The organism is Nostoc sp. (genome assembly GCF_036917775.1).
Classification (GTDB): Bacteria; Cyanobacteriota; Cyanobacteriia; order Cyanobacteriales; family Nostocaceae; genus Nostoc.
The window spans coordinates 59,869-74,971 of record NZ_JBALEQ010000149.1; the positions used below are offsets into that span (position 1 = coordinate 59,869).

The 15,103-nt window shown below is 42.7% G+C and carries 12 protein-coding genes and 1 pseudogene; 8 read left to right on the forward strand and 5 right to left on the reverse strand.

The features are described from left to right. Window positions 1-28: 28 nt before the first annotated feature. Window positions 29-1,522, forward strand: coding sequence for an MBL fold metallo-hydrolase (locus V7K69_RS29650; RefSeq protein WP_335041208.1), 1,494 nt, complete (start codon window positions 29-31; stop codon window positions 1,520-1,522). Here V7K69_RS29650 and V7K69_RS29655 read toward each other — a convergent pair whose 3' ends face one another. Further along, complete coding sequence (locus tag V7K69_RS29655; RefSeq protein ID WP_335041210.1) at window positions 1,523-4,252, reverse strand: CHAT domain-containing tetratricopeptide repeat protein; 2,730 nt, start codon at window positions 4,250-4,252, stop codon at window positions 1,523-1,525. Window positions 4,253-4,541: 289 nt separating this feature from the next. Between V7K69_RS29655 and V7K69_RS29660 the strand changes: the two genes are divergently transcribed. The 3 genes from V7K69_RS29660 (at window position 4,542) to V7K69_RS29670 (ending at window position 5,842) form a co-directional block, all read left to right on the forward strand. Then, on the forward strand, window positions 4,542-4,778 hold the full coding sequence (locus tag V7K69_RS29660; protein WP_335041212.1) for a hypothetical protein: 237 nt from the start codon (window positions 4,542-4,544) through the stop codon (window positions 4,776-4,778). A gap of 38 nt (window positions 4,779-4,816) precedes the next feature. Beyond that, a complete protein-coding gene (locus V7K69_RS29665) occupies window positions 4,817-4,972 on the forward strand; it encodes a hypothetical protein (protein ID WP_335041214.1) in 156 nt (51 codons plus the stop codon). Between the two features lie 126 nt (window positions 4,973-5,098). Next, window positions 5,099-5,842 carry a 3-oxoacyl-ACP reductase family protein gene (locus tag V7K69_RS29670; RefSeq protein ID WP_335041216.1) on the forward strand — a complete coding sequence of 248 codons (744 nt, stop codon included), beginning with the start codon at window positions 5,099-5,101 and terminating at the stop codon, window positions 5,840-5,842. Between the two features lie 321 nt (window positions 5,843-6,163). On the opposite strand, the gene V7K69_RS29675 is transcribed toward V7K69_RS29670, so the two are convergent. Continuing rightward, complete coding sequence (locus V7K69_RS29675) at window positions 6,164-6,901, reverse strand: phycobilisome rod-core linker polypeptide (protein ID WP_335041218.1); 738 nt, start codon at window positions 6,899-6,901, stop codon at window positions 6,164-6,166. Between the two features lie 336 nt (window positions 6,902-7,237). Continuing rightward, window positions 7,238-7,381 (reverse strand): hypothetical protein, encoded by a 144-nt coding sequence (locus V7K69_RS29680; protein WP_335041220.1) that lies wholly within the window; start codon window positions 7,379-7,381, stop codon window positions 7,238-7,240. Window positions 7,382-7,924: 543 nt separating this feature from the next. On the opposite strand from V7K69_RS29680, the gene V7K69_RS29685 reads away from it, so the two are divergent. The 3 genes and pseudogenes from V7K69_RS29685 to V7K69_RS29695 form a co-directional block, all read left to right on the forward strand. Beyond that, on the forward strand, window positions 7,925-10,453 hold the full coding sequence (locus V7K69_RS29685; RefSeq protein ID WP_335041222.1) for an ATP-binding protein: 2,529 nt from the start codon (window positions 7,925-7,927) through the stop codon (window positions 10,451-10,453). 93 nt (window positions 10,454-10,546) lie between these two features. Then, a complete protein-coding gene (locus V7K69_RS29690) occupies window positions 10,547-10,924 on the forward strand; it encodes a response regulator (protein WP_335041224.1) in 378 nt (125 codons plus the stop codon). A 488-nt stretch (window positions 10,925-11,412) separates the two neighbouring features. Continuing rightward, a pseudogene (locus tag V7K69_RS29695) lies at window positions 11,413-12,669 on the forward strand (pyruvate:ferredoxin (flavodoxin) oxidoreductase); the annotation flags it as partial. A 174-nt stretch (window positions 12,670-12,843) separates the two neighbouring features. Here V7K69_RS29695 and V7K69_RS29700 read toward each other — a convergent pair. Both V7K69_RS29700 and V7K69_RS29705 read right to left on the reverse strand, forming a co-directional pair. Further along, window positions 12,844-13,329 carry a phycocyanin subunit alpha gene (locus V7K69_RS29700; RefSeq protein WP_335041226.1) on the reverse strand — a complete coding sequence of 162 codons (486 nt, stop codon included), beginning with the start codon at window positions 13,327-13,329 and terminating at the stop codon, window positions 12,844-12,846. A gap of 144 nt (window positions 13,330-13,473) precedes the next feature. Next, entirely contained in the window at window positions 13,474-13,992 is a 519-nt protein-coding gene (locus tag V7K69_RS29705; RefSeq protein WP_335041228.1) for a phycocyanin subunit beta, read from the reverse strand. A gap of 559 nt (window positions 13,993-14,551) precedes the next feature. Between V7K69_RS29705 and V7K69_RS29710 the strand changes: the two genes are divergently transcribed. Beyond that, complete coding sequence (locus V7K69_RS29710) at window positions 14,552-14,971, forward strand: response regulator (RefSeq protein ID WP_335041230.1); 420 nt, start codon at window positions 14,552-14,554, stop codon at window positions 14,969-14,971. Window positions 14,972-15,103: the final 132 nt, after the last annotated feature.

The window sequence follows — 15,103 nt, forward strand, 5'->3', positions numbered from 1 at the left end:
CTTTTAACTTTTAATTATTAACTTGCTTATGATACGTCAAAGATTAAGCAGCAGCATTAAATTTCAACTCATCTATCAAGACGAAACCAAGTTTGGTAGTGCTGTGACTGGACAATGTGACACCACCATCCGTCGCTACTGTGCCAGCATCACAGCACACCGCAATCGATATGGTCTTGCAAATGTGGTAGCTCATGCGCGTGAATTACTGGCACAGACAATGGTTCCGGGTGGTCTGGCGGATTTGTATCAGCGTCCTAATGTCCTTTTAGAAGATTGGCTATATCCCGATCCTAAAGCTGTTAAACCCGTTGCCCTTGAGCTAGAACGCAATATTGGCGAAACTATTGTCATACAAAAATTATCTCCCAATCTCCTATCTGAGCTTGCTTTATATCTAGGGGAATGGCAAGAAGGAAGTAATGCTCCAACTACAACCATTGCTCGTGAGTTGTGGAACGCATTAGATGATTATGGCGCACTGGTTGAAGTTAATGAACCATCCGTCAAGCCCCAACTAGGCCATGCCACTTTTGTCGGTCACTCCACCCTCCGGCTCAGTGATGGCAAGTTTAGCATTCTCTTTGATCCATTTCTGTTGCCCAAGTCTGAAATTTATCCGCCAAACTATCAACCCCTCAGTTTAGAGGAAATGGGGCAACCTGATGCAGTATTTATCACCCATTCTCACCCCGATCATTTTGATTTAGGAACCTTGCTGCGAGTTGTTGCTAACACACCAATCTTCGTTCCCGAAGTGAAGCGCGAATCTGTACTGGCAATTGATATGGCGTTGCGGTTGCGTCAGCTTGGATTTGAGAATATTCACACACTACGCTGGTTTGACGAAACTCAAATTGGTGGAATGCGAGTGATTGCCCTGCCCTTCTACGGGGAACAACCAACGGTTGCCCAAGCCCTCCACCCAGAGATTCGCAATGAGGGCAACACCTACTTAATTGAATACTGCGATCGCCGTGTTGCGCTCACAGCAGATTCAGGGACTGACTGCCTTGGAGATGTCAAAAAACTCGCAGCCGTAGCCTTAGAGCGTTATGGTTCCCTTGATACTTTATTTGGTGGATATCGAGGTTTCGGACTGTATCCGATTCAGTATCTCTTTTCATCAGTCGCTCGCTATCTTCCTTTTGTGCCGGAGAACAGCTGGCAAGTCCGCCAAAAGATGATGTGCGATGCGGATGATTTAATTGATGTAGGGGAAATTTGGAATGCCAAACGAATTGTACCGTACTCCGATGGCGGTGCGCCTTGGTATTGGCAGCGCGGCCTTGGCCCTTGTCTTGATGGATCGCAAGCACACATTATGGCAGTTGATCCAACCCCAGAGTATGTTTGCCAGGTAGCGACTGTGCGCTCTGGAACCCACAAAGAAGGAGCGATCGCTTCTCCTGTATCAATTTGCTTGCTTCGCCCCGGAGATGCCCTTGGGTTTGCTCAAGAGGATACGCAAGTAATTCAAAACCAATCTTGGCCATACTCTATCGACTTTCGAGAACAATAATCATGGTTCACCAATCAATATAAAAGCTGCCCAATCTAATGGGTAAGGATGATGTTTCATTGTAGTCAACATGGCTTGACGCAATGCTGCTGCTTTATCAGTCTGATGTTGAATGTTGCGATAAAACTCGGTCATCAATAAAGCAGTTGGTTCATCGGGTACTGCCCATAATGAAACTACTACACTGGGAACCCGCGCAGCAACCAACGCACGAGATAATCCTACTACTCCATCTCCAGTAATTTTACCTCGCCCGGTGTTGCAAGCACTCAGAACAACTAGTTCAGCGTTTAATTTGAGGTCAAGTATCTCACTGGCAGTCAGGATACCATTTTCTTCTGTGGAGGGTTGCCATTGGACTGTAGGATCGGGAGCCAGAGCGATCGCCCCTGGTACTCCTAAGCCGCGAAAGTCGCTCAATAAGCCGTGGGTAGCTAAATGAACTAGGGTTGAATTGCTCATTTGTTGAATCACCCTAGATTTGTTAGCATTCGCACCAATCAGGGCTTTTGTCTGGAAAATTTGAGCGATCGCTTTGGCTTCTTGTTCAGCACCAGGGAGGGGTGGCAATTCTTCGGCTGGTTCGCCTATTTGAGTGACAATTTTCGGCATAGTTGGATTGCCGACAATCAAGTTTGAGTCAGAATTCTTACTTGCGCCTGACTTTTTTCGTAATTTATATGTGATATCTAAAACTTGAATGGAAGGTGAAATCGAAATGGTATGCTGTTCAATTAAGAATTTACCTGTGGCATCTTGAAGGGTGGCAAAAGGAACGAGAAAAAGCGATCGCTGAGGGATGAATATTACATGGGCATTTGCATCTTGAGGAAGGAGATCGTTAATAGGTTGAATCAATAATTGATGGAGTTGATGTAAGGGGTTTTTATCAATTACAGAAGATGTGTTACTACTTCTCTCCAAAGTAGGATTTCTCATATTCAGCAACTCACGAGTTTTAGAAACTAAATCTGTTACCCCTTTTGGATAACAAAATTGAGGATTTTGACACTGCCAAAGAGGTTTTAAGTCAACTCGACGGAGAGTAATATTCCCTGTGGGTTGAACAACCCAGATTAAAAGTTCAGATTCGTGAGTTTCTAGCTTTCCCTCAACTAGGAAATTTCCCGGCACGATGGAATACTCTACCAAAGTTGCATGATGATTTTCAGCAACTTTTTTAATCTCTGCAATCGTCGGTGAAGCAAGGGTTGGAGTTGGCGCTTCTTTCTGGGTAGGAACAGCCAAAAGGCGACGAGAGAGTAATTCGGCAAGGGCACGCCCCCGCCCTCGCTCAGATATTTCTAAGGCGGCTTCGGGTTGATTTTGGGCAACTAAAACGGATTGCAGATTGCTATAAGGTGCATTCTGGGTTTCAAAGATAGAGATTTTAAAGCCATCATTACTGCCTAATCTAGCTCGCAAGGATTCCCAAATTTCAATTGCTTCTTGGAGGGTTTTGGCTGCCCCTGTTAGGTTTCCTGATTGGAGGCGAACTGCTGCGGCATTAATTTTTGCAATGCCTTCTTCTCGATGGTTATTGCGCGAGGAAGCATACTGAAAATATTTCCCGTAAGACTCTAGGGCTTTGTCAAGGTTGCCCATTTGAAAGTAGACGAGTCCTTGATTACCGCGAATCCGATACAGAATATCGGCATCGTGTAGCCTCTCCCAAGAAATTTTCCAGCCTTGCTCGTAAAGTGCGATCGCTTTGTTATAGTCTCCTTGAAAATAAGCTACACCTCCTAGATTTGCTAGGGCTTCAGCTTCGGAACGCAAGTCTTTAAGTTGACGAGCGATCGCTAAACGTTGCTGGTGATAATCGCTAGCTTTTGGATAGTTGCCTTGATTTTGGTAAATAATGCCCAAGTTACCCAAAACAAATGATTCTAGGTATTGCTTCTTGATTTGTTGGGCTAGGGTTAATGCTTGCTGTTGATAGTCAATCGCTTTTTTGGCATCTCCCAAAGCTTGATAGACAATCCCCAAGTCGCTCAGTGCTTTGGCTTCCCCTGCTTTATCTTTAATTTTTCGAGATAAAGCCAGACGTTTTTGGTGAAATGCGATCGCTTTGACATACAAGTCTGCTCCATAATAAGCATTGCCTAAATTTCCTAATGCTTGAGCTTCTTGAGTTTGTGCTGTTTTACTATTTTGTTTACTATTATGAATTAAGGTCCAGTAATCATTTAAATAATCTATTGCCTCAGCATAATAATTTCCTTGTTGGACATGAGCAAGCCCTAAATTTCCTAAAAGGATTACTTCTAATTCTGAATAGGCATTTTGTTTACTAATTTCTAATCCTTGTTTATAGTAATTAATTGCTTTGTCATACTCGCCTTGCAGATGGCTAGATAATCCTAATGCTGCTAAAGTTTTAGCTATTTTATGTGCATCTCCACTAGTCCGTGCTACATCTAAATCAGATTCAGAGATAGACTCATTTGAAAAACCATCTAGAGAAAAGTAGGCAATTCCAGTATTGCTAACTCGTTTCCCTTCCCATTGCAGATGCTGAAGAGGTTGATAGAGCGTGAGAATTTGGATTTTTTGAGTAGTATCTGGAATAGAATCGTTTTTTGCCAGTTCTCCCAGCTTTTGAACTTTATTTTGTGTAGATTTATCTAAAGATTTGGCAGAAATAATTTGCTGCCATATTAAAGTTAGTAGAGCCAAGGTAACGGAAATAAAAAGAGTTAAACTAATTTTTTTAAGGAATATTTGCATAAAACTACGCAGGCAAATTTTGGTTGTTTAGCTGTGTTAATCAGATCGCTAAGGCTTTGATTACAATGCTTTCCAAATAGTATTAGGCAAGAAAGTTATTCTTTTAGTGACAGCATCTGGTTTAAAGTATTCCCGTAACAGTACACTTTCTAACAATTTCTAGTAAAGTGAATCTTGGCACGAGTTTTTCCCGGAAGCCCTGGATCTCATGGTAGAACACGATTCAGTAATCGCGGAACAAAAGAAAAATCAGCCCTATAGGACGGGAGCATATTCAAAGACAAATGAGATGACTGCCTTCACCCGCACTCAGCCGGAAGTAGTGATTGAACAACTCACTTTCCTGCCCAAAACCTATACTAGCGAGTCGATGAGCGCAGCATCAGCCCTGAATACTCGTATCCGTCGAGAAGGGGGTGCCAATGTGCTGGCGGCAGCACAAGCGGCTGGTGTGCGCCGTTATCTGTCGTTTTACTTTGGACACAGTTTTACCGCATTGGTAGCTGGCTCTTGCTCTTTTCAATGACAGCATCAGTCCTTTTTGGAATCTACAATCATTTGATCGTGATTAGTTCGGATCATGTGTCTCAAGTTTCCTTTGCAGGTTGGGGATTGCTATTCCAAATCACAGCCATTCTGACATTAATTGTGGATGGATTCGGCTCTTGGATTGGCATCTGGGCAGTAAAAACGATTCAGGAACCAGAAAAGGTTATATGAATTGTTTCGATTATTTTAATCACCATCATCTGTTATTGTTTACTTGCTTGCTCCCAATTTAGAGCAGTTTTATTTCATGATAAATAAACACTGAATTATCTAATTTCTCATTGCACGGGATCTAACATGAACCACATACTCAAGAATAAACGCGCCCTCATTACTGGAGGTAGTCGCGGCATTGGGGCAGCGATCGTCAAACGTTTAGCAAGTGTTGGTGCTGATGTCGCTTTTACATATACCAGTTCACCTGATCGCGCTAACGAAATCGTGCAGGCAGCGCAAGCATTAGGTGTCCAAGCTCTTGCTATCCAAGCCGACAGTGCCGATGCCAGCGCGGTAGTTGCGGCTGTTGAAGACACTGTAAACAAATTGGGCAGCATTGATATTCTCGTCAACAATGCGGGCGTACTGGCGTTCGGCCCAATCGACGATTTCACGCTGGCGGACTTCGATCGAACCTTTGCCATTAACGTGCGTGCTGTGTTTGTGGCGACGCAAGCCGCAGTCAAGCACATGAAAGAGGGCGGACGCATCATCAACATCGGCAGCACTAACGCCGAACGTATGCCATTTGCTGGTGGCGGCGTATATGCTATGAGTAAATCTGCTCTGCAAGGGCTGGTACAAGGACTGTCGCGTGACCTTGGCCCACGCGGAATTACGATCAATAACGTGCAGCCTGGGCCGATCGCTACAGATATGAATCCCTCGGAGGGGGAGTTTGCCGAGTTGCTCAAAAAGCAGATAGCGGTAGCCCGCTACGGCACGGTTGATGAGGTTGCGGGGCTGGTTGCTTATCTGGCCGGCCCTGAGTCCGGTTATATCACCGGCGCAAACCTGATGATTGACGGAGGGTTCAGCGCCTAACTGCCGTAGGTGGATGCCTAATACCAATTCGTAATTCAGCAAGCCGGATGTATCCTGGGCTTGGATCTGTTGCTTGATTTTACAGAATTGGTATAGGCATCCAAGTAAGGATTAGAAGAGCATATTTATTAGGTATTAGGTAAATTCCTAGAATCCAAGTTTAGCGATCGCAATGCCTCTATATCAAGAGCATGAAGGCTTTGGAGTGGGGCAATAAGCCTACAACATAGCTTCTCTACGAGTTTGTCGATTAAAAATATTTTATAAGGTGAGGGGAATGCGAGGGCTAACAATAGCGCTCGCACTCCCCTCAAGTTTCAGCTAGTACCCGCCAAATTTTGGGAAATAACTAAATGTAGTTAGCAAGGTAAAGAAAACAATCAGTGCTAAAGTCGAAGCTAATAGCAATAACACCACATCTCTGTTAGAACTGCGTAGGAAGGTCTGTAAATTAAAAGGCTCAACCTGTTTCCTGATTATGGGAAGCAGCAATTTATCACGATAATCTTCGCCATAACGAGCCATTCTGGCAAAAGGTAATTCACCTTGCGAGCGTCCTTGTAAAATCCGTCGCCGTTGATAAGGAACTGTATTGTAACCAAAGTTACTAATATACTCTTCACTATCCAGCAAAGCGTCGATAAACTTGTGTAGTCCTTTACTAGCTAGCACAATCGACCAAGCTAGTTTTTCGCGTTCATTGTACACCTCACGACCTAAGAAGCGCTGTACGCATATCTGCACAAAGCGATAGTTGTTGTTGCTTTCGTAATTGAGTCGCCGAAATGTATCAGATATTGCTAACCCTCGAATGAAATCTCTGACTGTGATTTGACCAGTTCTCAGTTGAGATTCTAGACAGGTTTGGCGGTTGCTATATAACATCTGTTGCTCATGGAAAATCTGGCGATAGGCTGCCATAATTAAGGCATCCATTTCTAGTGATGATTGCAGATATTCGCCTGTATAAATTCTAGGTTGCTCGTCGCCAAGAATCTCATATCCAGATACACGGTGATTTCCAGATGAAGGGGAGTACTTTAACAAAGGAATAGGCATATTAGAGCTAGAAATTTGAAGGGATTGGGCATTATGTATGGAGCAAAACAGTTCCAGTTCTGTTAGCGGGGCGTTTAGCCAGTCCTATGGTAGAAGGGGAAATAGCCAAAGCCGATTGGTGGCTCGACACTCAAAACTTTTGAGGGGCATTGGGCATTGATTATTCCTCTTATCTCCCTTATCCCCAGTTCCCAGCCGCAAAACTGACTAGTAGGCTGTGGCGCAAGTTTGCCTACCTTTAACAAGTTGCTCAGAGCAAATTGTCTGGTCAATTAAGATGGTAACTGGATTTACGCATTGATGGGAGCGCAACTGAGGAGATGCCTAAAGTTTAACTCAATTGCCCAATAACGAGGGAAACTGCTGAAAAAACTGGGAACTATACAACTCTGACTTCACTACCAAAGGAACAAGCTCGCGATCACTAATTTCACTCCGCTTACACTGCGACTCAGGAACATTGATCTGCTCACTTTCCATAATATAGGAATTTCCTAAAACCTGTCTATAGAACCCATTTGGGATCTTTTTGTGAGTAATCGAAGCTTCTAGAGAAATATTGCGCTATGTTCTGCTGTAAAAACGCATATTTTAAGCGTATCCAGTATAGACCTTCCTTTCACCAGTCTAGCTATTGTCCCTTAATAGAAAATTTACTCCCAGTTCAAAGCACTGGGAAATAACTACGAGACTTTAAAAAATAATCTATAAATCTAAAGATTTTATGAGAATTTTAGGTTTTTAAAAAAAGAATTAGGCAAAGCCCCATTCATTTCTATATTCAGATGTAATAAAAGAAAGACAAGCGACACAACGAATAGATAATACGGTCGATATCTTGATAATGAGCAGCTAATAATATATTTGATATCTTTTTTATTGGCTTGTACCTGAGTTAATTTTTTAACAATAAAAAAGAGGATATTATTTGATTTGTGAATAAATATAAATAAATATTATCTAACTAAAAGATTGAATAAGCTAGCTGTAGAATCTTTAACAAGTCAGAGCAAGTGATTCACGATGGTTCAGCAACAGCGCATTGTCTTAATTGTCGATGATTCCCCAGAAGATCGAGAACTCTATCGGCGATATTTGTTGCGCGATCGCGAATATTCATACACTATCCTAGAAGCAATGCTGGGACAGCAGGGTTTAGAACTTTGGCAGCAATATCAACCCGATGTTGTGTTGCTTGATTATCGACTGCCTGACCTGGACGGACTGGAATTCCTGGCTCGATTACAACCTTTGACCCAACAGCCCTGCCTACCTGTGATTTTTGTCACAGGGCAGGGTAACGACATAATCGCAGTTCAGGCGATGAAAGCGGGGGCACAAGATTATCTTGTCAAACAGCAAATTACCCCAGAAGGGCTACAAAGAGCAGTCAATGTGGCGATTGAAACAGTGCAGCTACGTAGCCAATTGCAACAGCAATTTGAAGAACAGCGTTTAGTGATGGAGATGAGCCAGCGCATCCGGCGATCGCTCAATTTACAAGATATCTTGCAAACTACTGTTGATGAAGTCCGGGATTTTCTGAAGTGCGATCGCGTTATCATCTTCAAATTTTTTCCTGGCTGGGGTGGAACTACGATTGTTGAGTCCGTTGCACCAGAATGGATGCCCATTTTACCACTCCAAATTTCTGACCCTTGCATTGGTGAAGAGAACGTCGAACCTTTTAAACAAGGCTTAGTCACGGCGAAAGCTGATATTTATAATGCCGGAATTAGTCCCTGTCACGTTGAATTTTTGGCAAGTCTCCAGGTAAGGGCAAATCTGGTCGTTCCTGTTTCCTTGGGAGATGAATTGTGGGGATTACTGACGGCTCATCACTGTGCAACTCCTCGTGAGTGGCAATCTTCAGAAATTGCTCTGTTGCGGCAGTTAGGAGCGCAGGTAAGCATTGCTATCCAGCAAGCAGCTTTGTTTGAACAGGTGCAGACAGAACTGACAGAGCGCAAACAGGCAGAAATTGCCCTGCAACAACTCAATGCCGAACTTGAGCAACGGGTTCAAGAACGGACTGCACAACTGACAGAGACGAATGATCGTCTGCGAGAAAAAGTGATAGAGCAGCAAAAAACCCAACTCACGCTTTTAGAACAAGCGCATAAGCTGGAGCTTCAAGCTGTAATTACCCGAAATATGGCGGAAGGCATTTGCTTAATCAGAGCTGATAATTCAGTTATTGTCTATGCCAATCCTAAATTTGAGGAGATGTTTGGTTATGATTCTGGTGAACTAAATGATCAGCACGTTTCGATTGTGAACTATGTCACCGAATCATTAACTTCTGAAGATGTAAATCAAGCCATTTTGTCTGCCGTCTTAGAAAATGGTGAAGCCACCTATGAAGTCCAAAATGTTAAAAAAGATGGAACACCATTTTGGTCTAGTGCAACAACTTCTGTATTCAGGCATCCCGACTACGGCGACGTTCTGGTTGCGGTTCACCAAGATATCACTATTCGTAAACAAACTGAAGAAGCTTTACGCCAAAGCGAAGAAAAGTTTCGTCAGTTGGCAGAAAACATCCAAGCAGTATTTTGGATGACCGATATTCAAAATCAACAAGTTCTCTATGTGAGCAGTGCATACCAAACCATCTGGCAAAGAAGTTGTGAGGACTTATATCACAACTATTCAAATTGGTTAGATGCAATTCACCCAGAAGATCGCCAGCGCGTCGACATTGAACAGATTAGAACAGGGCAATACGATAAAAAATATCGGATTATCCGTCATGATGGTTCAATCCGTTGGATTCGCGATCGCGCATTTCCGATCAAAAATGAACTCGGCGAGGTAGTTCGGATTGCTGGTATTGCCGAAGATATCACTGAACTAGAACAGATTAATCTGATCAAGAGTGAGTTTATTGGCATCGTTAGTCACGAACTCCGCACTCCCTTAACTGCAATTCGCGCAGCACTGGGTTTACTACAAACTGGTATCTACGACAGAAAACCAGACAAATTCAAGCGGATGATTGAGATTGCAGCCATCGATAGCGATCGCTTAGTGCGTCTTGTTAACGATATTCTCGATTTGGAACGCTTAGAATCAGATCGAGCTGTTTTAGAAAAAACTACCTGCAATGCGGCTGATTTAATTCAACAAGCAGTAGCCGGAGTGCAAGCGATCGCTAATCAGCAAAATATTACCTTTAAGATCCACCATACTAATGCTCAAGTTTGGGCTGCTGCTGATGCCATTGTGCAAACACTTACTAATTTGTTAGGTAATGCGATTAAATTCTCACCTGCCGATTCTACTATTACCCTGAGTGTCCAACAGCAAGCAGACCGCGTACTATTCCAAATAACAGATCAAGGACGAGGTATCCCAGCAGATAAATTAGAAGCAATCTTTGGACGATTTCAACAAGTAGATGCCTCTGATTCTCGTACCAAAGGCGGCACAGGCTTGGGATTGGCAATCTGTCGTAGTATTATTGATCGGCACGGTGGGCAAATCTGGGCTGAAAGTACTCTTAGTGTTGGCAGCACGTTTTTCTTCACTCTACCATTGCCGGGAAATTAGGCAGAGGGGCAGAGGGGCAGGGGAAGCAGGGGAGCAGGGGAGAATAATTAATCGACAAATGACAAATGACAAATGACAAATAACAAATAACAAATGACTAAAAAATTGTTAATTGTGGATGATGAAGAACGAATCCGTGAATTAGTACAAGCTTGTTTAGAAGACTTAGGAGGGTGGGACACCCTGACAGCTGCATCAGGGTCAGAAGGATTAAAAATCGCCCAGACAGAACCCATTGATGCCATTCTGCTTGATGTATCTATGCCTGACATGGATGGCTTTGCAGTCTACGAAAAACTTCAGGCAAATTCCGTCACTCAAAGGATTCCAGTAATTTTGTTAACAGCGAAAGTCCAAGGAAGCGATCGCGCCCGTTTTGCTCAGATTGGAATTGCCGGGGTGATTACCAAACCCTTTGAACCCACCTCTATTTGCGAGGAAGTTACTCAGATTCTGGGGTGGGACGATTAATTTTGAAGTTTGGTGACAAAATCTATAAGTCCTAATATTTATTAGTTTTTCTTTCAGTAAGCGAGAAATATGCGTGCTGAAAATGATTGATATTGCTAAAAAACTATATCTGTTTAGGATCACATTTTTAACTTAAAACCTTTTGATCCAGTTACTCTTACTGCTCAGGTTGTTACACTGCTGGGTTTACATTTTACTTCACGAATGGATTAGTAAATGCGGTCTCAATACTAAGATCCTCCCGCCTGCGTCCACCCCCTTTTTAAGTTGATAAAAGAGGGTTAAGAGCAAGCCTTTTTAAGGGTAGTTGGGGGGATCTTCAAAATATTAAAACGTTAACCAAACCGTATTTAACGCGGTCTTCCCTAATTATATTTTTTTTGTAAAAAACTAGAATCCTCACCAAATCTTTAGATTTAGCAACTATTTTTTTAAAGTCTCAATTTAATTGTGACTAGTGCTTAGAGAATTTCACAGGTGTAAGAAGGATGAACAACAGAAGTTTTGCAACTATAGACGGCAATGAGGCTGTTGCCCAAGTCGTCTATCGACTGAATGAAGTCATTGCTTACTCGATTACTTCTTCTTCACCAATGGCTGAGTGGGCAAATGCTTGGGCTAATGAAGGTAAACGCAATATTTGGGGTACTGTTCCCTCGGTGGTACAGATGCAGAGTGAAGGAGGTGTTGCTGGTAATGTACATGATGCTTTGCAAACTGGTTTACTGACAACCACATTTACAGCATCGCAGGGGTTATTGTTGATGCTCCCAAATATGTACAAAATTGCCAGAGAATTCACACCTACAGTTTTTCATATAGCAGCGCGATCGCTAGCCGCGCAAGCTCTCTCTATTTTTGGCGACCACAGCGATGTGATGGCAGCACGTGATACAGGTTTTGCCATGTTGTGTGCCGCATCAGTGCAAGAAGCACAAGACTTTGCTTTAATCGCAACACGGGCAACTTTAGAATCACGAATACCTTTTCTGCATTTTTTTGATGGCTTTCGTACCTCTAATGAAATTAACCAAGTAGAGACTTTAACAGATGATGACTTGCGAGAATTCACTCCCAATGAATTAGTATTCGCCCATCGGTCACGCACCCTCACCTCCAATAAAACTGTTTTGCGCGGTAGAACACAAAACCCTGATGTTTACTTCCAAGCCAAGAAAACTGTCAATCCTTACTATTTAGCTTGTCCAGACATTATCCAGAAAGTCATGGATGAATTTGCTGCGATGACTGGGCGACAGTACCAACTATTTGAATACCACGGCGACCCAGAAGCCGAACGAGTTATTGTGCTGATGGGTTCCGGTTGCGAAGCTGTACATGAAATAGTAAATTACCTTAACACCCTTGATCAGAAAGTGGGCGTTTTGAAAGTTAAACTATATCGCCCTTATGATGCCAAATGTTTTGTCGCTGCTTTGCCAGAAACTACCCGTAGCATTGCCGTTTTAGATTGCATCAAAGAACCAGGCGCATCTGGTGAACCATTGTATTTAGATGTAGTCGCTGCTATTCATGATTCATGGGGAGTCGGGGAGCAGAAAAGCAGAGGATCAGAGGTAAAATTAGAGTTAGATTCTCCCTTACCTCTGCGCTCCTCTGCACCTTTGCCTAAAATTATTGGTGGTCGCTACGGTTTATCTTCCAAAGAATTTACGCCAGCAATGATTAAGGCTATCTTTGAAAACCTTGCTGCTACTCAACGAAAAAAGAGAGTAACGCCAGGCAAACGCATCTAACATATTGACGAGATACTGTGTTTAGTAATTTACCAACCCAAAATTGCCAGGTGGAGGAAGGCTCTTGAGCAGGGAAGCAGAGGAGCTGAGGAGAGGCAAATACCAAGTCTTTTTTCCTCTGCCCCTCTGCCGATAACCAAACAAATTTAACTTGACAGACTACTAGAGTGCGTTGATGATGTAGTCAATGTAGGAGTTGATCTCAAGTCCAGGATCGCCTGTTAAACCATGATTAGCCTTGATATACTTGAGCGCTTCAACATACCAGCTGGGAACTAATTCAAAGCTGCTGTGCATTTCAGCCAGACCTGCCAACATATAATCATCAGCAGGGCCCGTACCGCCTGCAATCAGGCAGTATTGAATTATCCGCACATAATAACCGATGTCACGTAAGCACTTGGCTTTGCCGCGAGCATCAGAGGCATAGTTGTTGCCTTGCATGGTGGTGGTATAGGGGAACTTTTGGTAGACTGCATTCGCAGCACCTTCAGCCAACTGTTGAGCTTTCAAACCCAGCTGCTTTGCTGCTTCCAGGTCTGCGGTAGCCAAGCGCAGGCGACCAAATGCAACTTGAAGTTCGACATTGCCTAAGTAACGACCTTGAGAATCAGCAGATCCAACCGCTTCAGTCAATTGTGTTTTCATTTAAATGATATTTTCCTAATGTTTCAAAAAGTTTTAACTCGACAAAGCTTTAGCACCAAAGAGCTTTAGCTGGAACGTCTCCTTGAAAAGGTGACAAGCACTTGAGAATTTTGTCTGAAAAAATGCGGGTGAGCCTACAGACTGTTAGCTTACTGCTGCTGCCGCCCGATCAAAGTAGCTGGATAATTCAGCCATCAAAGAGCTACAGTCACCTGGTTGGATATTGTTACGATCATTGGCGATCGCAATGGCAGCTTCTTTCATCTTGATGATGCTGACTCCGGTGGAAGGCCCAGGAACACCCAAAGCCAAATAAGTTTCACGCAGACCATTCAAACAGCGATCGTCCAGAACGCTGGAATCTCCCAGGAACATCGCATAGGTGACATAGCGCAAAATGATGTCCATATCGCGCATACAGGCAGAAACCCGACGGTTGGTGTAAGCATTTCCACCAGGAGCAATCAACTGGGGCTGCTCTGCAAACAATGCACGAGCTGCATTGGTGACGATCGCTGAAGAGTTACTTGTAATCCGATTCACAACATCGGTGCGCTTCGCACCTTCTTTAACCAAAGCTAACAAAGCATCAATTTGCTCGTTACTTACTAACTGACCACGAGTATCTGCCTGGGAAACAACCTTGGTAAAGGCATCTAACATTAATCCAGTCTCCTAAATTTGTTCAATTGAGTAAAGTTATGTCTCAAAACTGAGAGGTTCAGTCTTTGTATATCTGTTTGTACAATGCAGTGAGAAACATTTTTATGAAAAATCATTGATACCTTTCGCATTAATGAGAGGTTAAGGTAATTGCACTAATGTCTGCGAGGGTGCAGGAAAAAGAGACAAATCCAGCTTGGAAACTGCGTTTCGGACAGAGAACTCAGCAATTCATCTCTGACCCTTAGCTGCAATTTTTGTTTCATTGATACTCTTCTTTACACTCGAATTATTTCAAAAATGTTACATTCGCCATCATTGTCTGGCTGACTCTTGCGATCGCACCCGTTTCCCTCAGATGGGAATTGCCGGGATTATTACCAAGCCCTTTAAACCCAACTCTATTTACAAAGAACTTATAGAAATTCTCAGTTGAGACAATTAATTTTGAAGTTTTGTAACAAACTCTATATCTTCATTAGTTTTTTATGTTTTGGATTTATCTTTCTTAGTTACAGATAAAAATATTTTGAATGATAGGGAAGTCTAATTAAATGAAATGAATATACTAAAGGAGGTAAATACAATTAGCAAAACGATATTGCTCATTGATAATGAACTGAATGTACGTGAGATAGTAAAATTTTGCCTCCAAGATTTAGCAGGTTGGAATGTGGTGACAGCAGATTCTCCATTAGAAGGATTACAGAGTGCAGTACGCGATACTCCCGATGCAATTGTATTAGATATCTCAATCCATGACCCTGCGAGTTTTGAACTTATAAATAAAATCAGAAATAATCCAGAAACTCAAGCTATTCCTGTAGTCCTGCTTAGTGCTAAAGTACGATGGCTAAATTCTCAAATTCTGCGACAGTATCAAGTTGCAGGTGTAATCCTCAAACCTTTTGATCCAGTTAACCTACCTGCTCAGATTGCTACACTGCTGGGTTGGGATTTTACTTCACTAATAAATTAAAGGATGTGTAAAACATCCAAATATAAGTAAATGGGTGTAAATAATTGTTGTTGAGATAAGGCAATAGTGATAAGGGTTTTAGCCTAGCTCATTTTTCTTTACATAGTTTTAGTTTATTCTGCCAACTTACTT